The following is a 7,482-nucleotide window of genomic DNA, read 5'->3' as shown; positions in this document are numbered from 1 at the left end:
CGTTATCCGATAAAATCAACAATTATCTCGTAGAGCGTAGACAGGCTGGCGATATCCACCCACTCCTCGTCGGAGTGCAGGCCGGCGCCGACGGGGCCGACGCAGACGGCGGGGATTCCGGCGTGGGTGTAGTAGCGGGCGTCGGTGGCGAAGTGCTCGCGGTAGAAGCGGGCCGGCTCGCCGGTGTGGGCGGCCACCACGCCCGCGAGGCGCTGCACCTCGGGGTGGTCGGGGTCGGTGCGCAGCCCCGCGCCCGAGCGATCCACCAGCACCTCGGCGCCGGGGAAGCAGGCGCGGATGGCCGCGCTGATCGACTCGGGGCTATCCTCGGCGATGAAGCGGCAGTCGAAGGTGATCGTGGCCGAGCCGGGGATCTGGTTGCGCGAGCCGCCGCCGACCTGGATGGCCGTCGGCGAGACGGTGGTGCGCCACTCGTCGGGGGAGGGCACCGGGAAGCGCCGCTCAAGCTCGGCGATGCCGGCGGCCATGGGGTAGACGGGGTTGACCCCGGCCCAGGGGCGCGAGCCGTGGGCGGGCGCGCCGGGGATGCGCAGCTCGACCCACATGCCGCCCTTGTGCTCGTAGAGCACGCCCAGGTCGGTGGGCTCCAGGCAGAGCATGAAGCCGCAGCGCCAGCCCTCATCCAGCAGGCGACCGGTGCCGTTGGCCCCGCCGATCTCCTCGTCGGCGACGAACTGGAAGCCCACGTCGGGGCGCTCGGGGCGGGCGGCCAGATCCTTGATCAGGCGCAGCATCACCGCCGCGCTGCCCTTCATATCCTGCGAGCCGCGCGCGTAGATGCGGCCATCGCGGATCTCGGGCGCGAACTGGGCGGGGTGGCCCACCACCACATCCACGTGGCCGTTGATCATCAGGGCGGGCGAGCGGGTCTCGCGCAGGGTGACGACGATCGCCGGCTTGCCCTCGGCCTCCGAGCGCTCGACGAAGATGCCGGGGATGTCTGACAGGTAGGCGGCGATGTAGTCGATCGCCGCGGCCAGATCCCCGGGCCGGTCGGCGATCGACTCGATACGGACAAGGTCGCAGGTGAGCCGGGTCAGCTCCGCGCGCAGATCCTCGCTCATAGAGGGTACTCCTATATCGTGTGTTTGCTCTCTGTAGTCTACCACACGACGCAGGAGGGGGATGCGGGGGCTATACGAGCAGCAGTCGCACGAGGAAGTAGCCTACCAAAGCGAGCAAGTTCAAAACCACAACCAGCCAGTAGGCCACCTGGTACGCGGGCTTGCGGTTTTTGTGGCGGTAGTACCACTGGGCGACCAGGGCGCCTGGCCAGCCGCCGATCAGCTCCAGCGTGTGGAGGGTGGACTCAGGCGTGCGCCGCTCCCTCCGGGCGCCGGGCGCGAGCCGCTCGTTGCGCACCGCGATGGCCTTGTCGACCCCATAGGCCCTGAACGTGAATCCGCTGACGGCGGCATATAGCACAAATGGGACAACCGAGGTGTGCGTCGCCAGGATCTCTGCCGCCAGCCCAAGGAAGAAGAGGCCGGCGAGGAGCGCTGGGAGGACCGGCATCGTGACCGGGTCACGGTCGAAGCGGACCGCGACCGCGCGCGGGCGCTGCTGGTCGTCGTAGCCAAGTATGTAGGTGAGATCGGCATGCTGCGGCGGGCAGCGCAGCCCGTCGGGGAGGGCGCTGATATGCACGAAGACATCCCTGCCGCCCTCGGCGGGGGTGATGAAGCCGAAGCCCTTGTCGTCCTTCCAGGATGTGATCTTGCCCCTGTGCTGAGATGTCATAGTACGTGCCTCTTTAAGCTGCCAGTGCTGCCTATTATACCCACACCATCATACCCGCATCCCAGCGAAGAGCAGCTCGGCAGCGGCGACGAAGCGCGGGCCGAGATCGCCGGGGGCGGGGTCGATGATCTGGAGCAGCAGCAGACCCTCGAAGGCGGCGACGATCACGGCGGCGGCGGCGGCGCTGTCGATGGGCCGGAAGGTGCCCTCGGCCACGCCCCGGCGCACGGTAGCCTCGATGGCGGCGAGGAATGTGTCGTAGTAGCCTTTGAGGAACTGGCGCACGCCCTCGTCCCGCCCAGCGATCGCGTAGAACTCAAACAGCACCGGGCGCAGCTGCGCGGTGGCGGCGATATCCTCGGCGATGCCGGCGGCCAGGGCGGCCAGGCATGCGTCGGCCGGCTCCGTGGACTCGGCGAGCGCGCCCAGCCCGCCCATCGAGCCGGCGAAGAGCTGCTCCAGGATGGCGGTGATGATCGCGTCCTTGCTCTTGAAGTACCAGTAGAGCGCGCCCTTGCTCAGGCCCGACTCGGCCACAATGTCGTCCATGCGCGTCTCGTAGAGCCCCTGGCGGGCGAAGACGCGCAGGGCGGCGTCGAGGATCTGGGCGCGGCGCTCCTCGCTCACGTCAGGTCGCGGCATCGCGGTTCTCCATCCATAGGCCTATTGCGAATACGAACTTACGTGCTATAATACACATATCCATCAGGTATGTGATAGAGATCTCATCAGGAGGATCCACTCATGGCGAAGTATGTCCTGATCTTCAACGGCGGCGGCATGCCCGAGACGGAGGCGGAGCAGGCGGCGGTGATGCAGGCATGGGGCGTATGGTACGAGGGGCTCGGCAGCGCGGTTATGGATGGCGGGAACCCGCTCTCGCCGATGGCGAGGAGCATCGCCAGCGACGGGGCGGTCAGCGACGGGGCAAACGGGACGCCGGCGAGCGGCTACACGATCATCAGCGCGGACACGATGGACGCTGCGGTGACGATGGCCAAGGGCTGCCCGATCCTCAAGGACGGCGGCCAGATCTCGGTCTACGAGGCCATCGAGATGGCGATGTAGGCGCGCCGCTCGCGCTGCCTGGCATCGGCTCACCCCGTCGCCAGGCAGCGCACGGCCGCGCCGGCCCGGCCCGCGACCTGCCAGAGCCGCCCGCCATCGACGCCGCGCAGGATCGACCCATCGGCGGCGCCGGCCCAGGCCGCGCCGAGGGAGGTGGCCGGGATCAGGGCCGTGATCGGCCCGCCGAGCATGATCTCCATGTGCGCCGGCTCCCAGTGGATGCCGGCGTCCTCGCTGCGGAAGATCTGCATGCCGCCGGCCCCCGCGCCGAGCAGCGCCGGCGGATTCCCGCCCAGCCGGGCGTAGGCGGTGGCCCCGCGCAGGCGAGGGTTAGCCAGCGCCAGCGGGCCGGCGGAGGTGGCCGCGCGCAGCCCGATCGGCTCCGGCGCGGGCGCGCCTGTCGCCAGCCAGCTCTGCCCGCCATCGAAGCTCTCGCGGGCCGTCCCATCGCCCAGCCCGACCAGCAGGAACGTCCCGCCCACCAGCGTCAGCGCCAGCACCGCCGCGCCCTCCAGCGCCCGGCCGGCCAGCAGCAGCCCGCCCGCATCGCCGCAAAAGATCCACAGCCCGTCGTCTGATCCCACGTACAGCCGCTCGTCGCCGCCTAGCATCGCCGCTCCTCCATGCTACTCCACCCGTCCCGCCAGCCACTCGTGGATGCCGCGCACCGTCGCGGCGTAGCTCTTCTCCAGCATCAGGTCGTGGCCGGCCTCGGGGATGACCACATAGTCGGCGCCGTAGTATGCGGCCGAGCGCCGCTCCATCGGCTCAGGGATGACGGCGTCGGCTGCGCCGGCCAGCCAGAGCAGCGGGGTCTTCACATCCTCGGGCCTGGCCGGACGCCACCAGGGCGGCTGGTACTGGAGCAGCACCAGGGCCGACTCGGGGCCGAGCCGGGCGTGCAGCTCGTGGGGCGACATGATCGCGCCCGCGCTGGTAAAGCATGCCGCCGCGTGCCTTGGGCTGCGGGTCATCGGGTTGGCCGAGAGCGTGAGGAACATGAGCGCCAGCCCGAGCGGGTCGAGCCGCCAGATCGTCTCAAATGTCGTGAGGGTCTGCATACTGTGGGATGACCAGGGGGCCACCAGCACGGCGGCGGGCAGGGTCGGGCCGTACTTGAGGAACCACTGGGTCAGCGCGCCGCCCATGCTATGGCCCATCAACACCGGCGGGCGCGCCATGCGCCGCACCTCGTCGTTGAGGAACTCGTAGTAGTACTGGAGCGTACACCAGCGGATGGGCCGGCGCTCGGGCGAGCGGCCGTGGCCGGGCAGGCTGTGGGCGTGGCTCTCCCAGCCCCACTCGGCCAGCAGGGCCTGCCACTCCTGCCAGCACCACGCCCCGTGCCACATGCCGTGCTGCATGACGATCGGCGTGGCGAAGCGGCGCACCTCCGGCGTGTAGACGACCCGCTCGATCCCGTTCTGGATGGTGTGGGTGACGCGGTAGGGCATGGTGTGGCTCCTATGTAAGGCCGAAGCAGTCGCACCTGATTCATCCCATCCACCTCATTGATCAGGGGCGACTGCTTCGGCCCTACCCGGCCCCCGGATGTTCCGTTATTTCCCCTGGGGCGACTGCTGCGCCCCTACCAAATATCCGCAAATACCTCCAGGAACAGATCCGCGTCCTCCGGGCTGAAGATCATCGAGGGGCGGAGCTTGATCACATTATGATACGGCCCGTCCGTCCCCGCAAGGATGCCGCGCTCGCGCAGGCGGTTCACCAGGTAGGAGGCGATCTCCGGCGCGGGCTCGCGGCTCTCCCGGTCGCGCACCAGCTCTAGGCCGAGGAACAGGCCCACCCCGCGCACGTCGCCAATCGCCGGGTGCCGCTCCATCAGCGCCGTCAGGCCATCGAGGATCTGCTGGCCCACGGCGGCGGCGTTGTCCGGCAGGTTCTCATCTCTGAGCACATCGAGCACGGCCAGGCCGGCCGCGCAGGAGACCGGGTTGCCGCCGAAGGTGCTGAAGAACTCCATGCCGTTGTCGAAGGAGTCGGCGATGGCCCGCGTGGTCACCACCGCGCCCAGCGGCTGGCCGTTGCCGATCGGCTTGCCCAGCACCACGATGTCGGGCACCACGCCCTGCATCGCGAAGCCCCAGAAGTGCGCGCCCAGCCGGCCGAAGCCGACCTGCACCTCGTCGGCGATACAGACCCCGCCCGCCGCCCGCACATAGTTATACACCGCCGCAAGGTAGCCGGGCGGCGGCACGATCTGGCCGCCCACGCTGGGCAGTGACTCGGCGATGAAGCCGGCCGGCCCCCGGCCCTCCGCCGCCATGCGCGCAATGATCGCCCCCACCGACGCGGCGTACCTCGCCCCGCGCGCGGGGTCGTCGCGCCGAAACGGCCCGCGGTAGTCGTCGGGCACCGGGGCCACATGCACCCAGGGCCGCGGCCCCTCGCCGCCGGGGCCGTTGAACTTGTAGGGGCTGATGTCGATCAGGGCGGTGGTGTGGCCGTGGTAGGCCGTGTCCATGACGATCATATCGTACCGGTAGGTGTGGGCGCGGGCAAGGCGCAGGGCCAGCTCGTTGGCCTCGCTGGCCGAGTTCAGAAAGTAGCAGACCTCCAGCGGCGCGGGCAGCAGGGCGCACAGGCGCTCGGCGTAGCGGTTGATCGTGTCGTGCAGGTAGCGCGTGTTGGTGGTGAGCAGGCCGACCTGCCCCTGCACGGCGCGCACCACGCGCGGGTGGCTGTGGCCGACGTGCGGCACGTTGTTGTACATGTCCAGGTAGGCCCGCCCGGTCTCGTCGTAGAGGTACTGACGCCAGCCGCGCACGATCTTCAGCGGCTCGCGGTAGGACAGGCTCAGGTTGCCGCCCAGCCGCGCCCGGCGGGTCGCCAGGGTCTCGCCATAGCTCGGCGGCGGCGGCGGCAGCAGGTTTTTGGGCAGATCCAGCAGCACGGTCGGGTCGGGCGAGAGGCTGAGCCAGGTGGCGCGCTGGCTGGCCAGGGCCACGCCGGGGAAGTCGGCGTCGCGCCCGAGCAGGTCGGTGATGATCTGGAGGTGCAGGTGTGGCGGCCAGTCGCCGTTGCGCGGCGGCGGGCCGACGCTGGCGATCTGCTGGCCGGCCCGCACATCCTGGCCGACCCGCATGTCCAGGGCGTCGCCGGCGAGGTGGCCGTAGAGCGTGTAGAAGCTATCGCCCTCGGACGTCTGGTGGCGCAGGATGAGCAGCGGGCCGTAGTCCAGCGGCGCGGCGTTCTCGGCCACGATATGCACCACGCCGTCCAGCGGCGCGCACACCGGCGTCCCCGCCGCAACCCAGAGGTCCACGCCGAGGTGGATGGTGCGTCGCTCTGCGAGGGGGTTGGGGGTTGGAGGTTGGGGGTTGGGGGTTGGGGGGCTTCCAGCATCCCCGGCGAACAGCTCGTTGCTGTAGAGCATCCTCGGCTCGTTGTAGCCGCCGACACCGACCCGCGCGCCGGCCTCGGCCAGGGCGGCGTCGATGATCTGGGTGAGCCGGGGCCGCGCGCAGCTGGCCGGGTCGGCGCCGAGCATGGGGCTGCCGACGCTCAGGTCGAGGGGCAGGCATATGTCGCCGCCCAGGTCGAAGCCGAGCACCGGGGCGAAGGGGGCCGACTCGCGCAGGAAGGCCTCTACTCGCGCCGTGTGGGGCACCGCCGGCATGCCGCAGGCCGCGCGCAGCAGGTAGTGGGCCAGGCGCGGGCTGACTCCCTCCAGGCGGCGCAGCGCCGCCCAGGCCGGAGCCTCGCTGATCGTGAGGTAGGGGTCGCCCGGCTCCTCAGCCTTGCGCATGGCCGAGTTGACCACGCTCACCGCCAGACGCGCCCGCAGCAGCGGGAAGATCAGCCCCAGCTCATCCTCGGTCAGCGGGCAGGACTGGTGGTAGCCGGCGACCAGCTCGGCGGCGGCGGGCAGCGGGTCGGCCTTGCCGAGGATGGCGTAGGCGCAGGCCACCGCCACATCGCAGGCCAGGTGCGAGCGGATCAGGTCGCCGAAGTCGATCACCCCGGCCACCCGGTAGGGGTAGCCGCCCGAGGTATCCACGATCACATTGTAGTCGTTGGCGTCGCCGTGGATGGCCTGGCGGCGGGTGCGCGCCAGGGCCGGCAGGGTCTCGGCGACCAGCTCCCGGTAGATCCCGGCGACCAGCGCGCGATCTTCCTCGTCGTCAATTATGTCAATAGAAGAGCCAATCCAGCCAGCCTGGGCCAGATCCCACTTGTAGGGCCGCTCGGCCAGCGGGTGGTCGAAGCCGGATAGGCCCACGGCGAGCGAGCCCAGCCAGCGCCCGAGGTCGCGCAGCAGCGCGGGGTGATGCGGGCGAACCTCGGCCAGCACCGTGCCCGGCAGGTAGCTGAGCATCCAGACCAACCGCTCCTCGCCGCCGACCTGCCGCCGGGCCAGGAGCTGCCCATCGAGCGCGGGGATGACCGTGGGGGTTGGGAGTTGGGAGGGAGGGGTTGGTGTGTGATCTCCAGCCCCCAGCCCCCAGCCCCCAACCCCCTGCACATGCAGCAGCCCCCGCACCTGCAAGTCGATCTCGTCCTCCGGGCGGTCGGGGTGGACCACCTTGTGCACATACTGCGCGCCGTCGGCGGCGTCCAGGCGGAAGTTGCGGTCGTACTCGCCGGGCAGGCCGGCAGCAGGGCAGGGTGGATGTTGACCGCGCGGCCGGCAAA

At 70.2% G+C, this 7,482-nt stretch carries 7 protein-coding genes; 1 reads left to right on the top strand and 6 read right to left on the bottom strand.

The features are described from left to right. Positions 1-2: 2 nt before the first annotated feature. The 3 genes from K2Z83_RS16250 to K2Z83_RS16240 form a co-directional block, all read right to left on the bottom strand. Positions 3-1,085 (bottom strand): M20 family metallopeptidase, encoded by a 1,083-nt coding sequence (locus K2Z83_RS16250; protein WP_220596243.1) that lies wholly within the window; start codon positions 1,083-1,085, stop codon positions 3-5. A 70-nt stretch (positions 1,086-1,155) separates the two neighbouring features. Further along, a complete protein-coding gene (locus K2Z83_RS16245; protein ID WP_220596242.1) occupies positions 1,156-1,761 on the bottom strand; it encodes a cold shock and DUF1294 domain-containing protein in 606 nt (201 codons plus the stop codon). Positions 1,762-1,809: 48 nt separating this feature from the next. Continuing rightward, a complete protein-coding gene (locus tag K2Z83_RS16240; RefSeq protein ID WP_220596241.1) occupies positions 1,810-2,403 on the bottom strand; it encodes a TetR/AcrR family transcriptional regulator in 594 nt (197 codons plus the stop codon). A gap of 102 nt (positions 2,404-2,505) precedes the next feature. Between K2Z83_RS16240 and K2Z83_RS16235 the strand changes: the two genes are divergently transcribed. Next, complete coding sequence (locus K2Z83_RS16235) at positions 2,506-2,829, top strand: hypothetical protein (protein WP_220596240.1); 324 nt, start codon at positions 2,506-2,508, stop codon at positions 2,827-2,829. 29 nt (positions 2,830-2,858) lie between these two features. On the opposite strand, the gene K2Z83_RS16230 is transcribed toward K2Z83_RS16235, so the two are convergent. From K2Z83_RS16230 to K2Z83_RS16220, 3 genes are all read right to left on the bottom strand, one after another. Beyond that, on the bottom strand, positions 2,859-3,440 hold the full coding sequence (locus K2Z83_RS16230) for a hypothetical protein (RefSeq protein WP_220596239.1): 582 nt from the start codon (positions 3,438-3,440) through the stop codon (positions 2,859-2,861). A 15-nt stretch (positions 3,441-3,455) separates the two neighbouring features. Beyond that, positions 3,456-4,283: an alpha/beta hydrolase gene (locus tag K2Z83_RS16225; RefSeq protein ID WP_220596238.1), complete on the bottom strand. Its 828-nt coding sequence runs from the start codon at positions 4,281-4,283 to the stop codon at positions 3,456-3,458. Between the two features lie 134 nt (positions 4,284-4,417). Next, positions 4,418-7,482, bottom strand: a 3,065-nt coding sequence (locus tag K2Z83_RS16220) for an aminotransferase class III-fold pyridoxal phosphate-dependent enzyme (protein WP_220596237.1), incomplete at its 5' end; no start/stop codon positions are given.

It is taken from the genome of Oscillochloris sp. ZM17-4, from assembly GCF_019599295.1.
GTDB lineage: Bacteria > Chloroflexota > Chloroflexia > Chloroflexales > Chloroflexaceae > Oscillochloris.
The sequence above is the reverse complement of the archived record's forward strand: the minus strand, read 5'-3'. Positions and strand labels throughout refer to the sequence as shown.

Bases quoted from the DNA above. Each gene is read 5' to 3' on its own strand.
- K2Z83_RS16240 (WP_220596241.1), bottom strand. From the start codon at position 2,403: ATGCCGCGACCTGACGTGAGCGAGGAGCGCCGCGCCCAGATCCTCGAC.
- K2Z83_RS16250 (WP_220596243.1), bottom strand. From the start codon at position 1,085: ATGAGCGAGGATCTGCGCGCGGAGCTGACCCGGCTCACCTGCGACCTT.
- K2Z83_RS16245 (WP_220596242.1), bottom strand. From the start codon at position 1,761: ATGACATCTCAGCACAGGGGCAAGATCACATCCTGGAAGGACGACAAG.
- K2Z83_RS16230 (WP_220596239.1), bottom strand. From the start codon at position 3,440: ATGCTAGGCGGCGACGAGCGGCTGTACGTGGGATCAGACGACGGGCTG.
- K2Z83_RS16225 (WP_220596238.1), bottom strand. From the start codon at position 4,283: ATGCCCTACCGCGTCACCCACACCATCCAGAACGGGATCGAGCGGGTC.
- K2Z83_RS16235 (WP_220596240.1), top strand. From the start codon at position 2,506: ATGGCGAAGTATGTCCTGATCTTCAACGGCGGCGGCATGCCCGAGACG.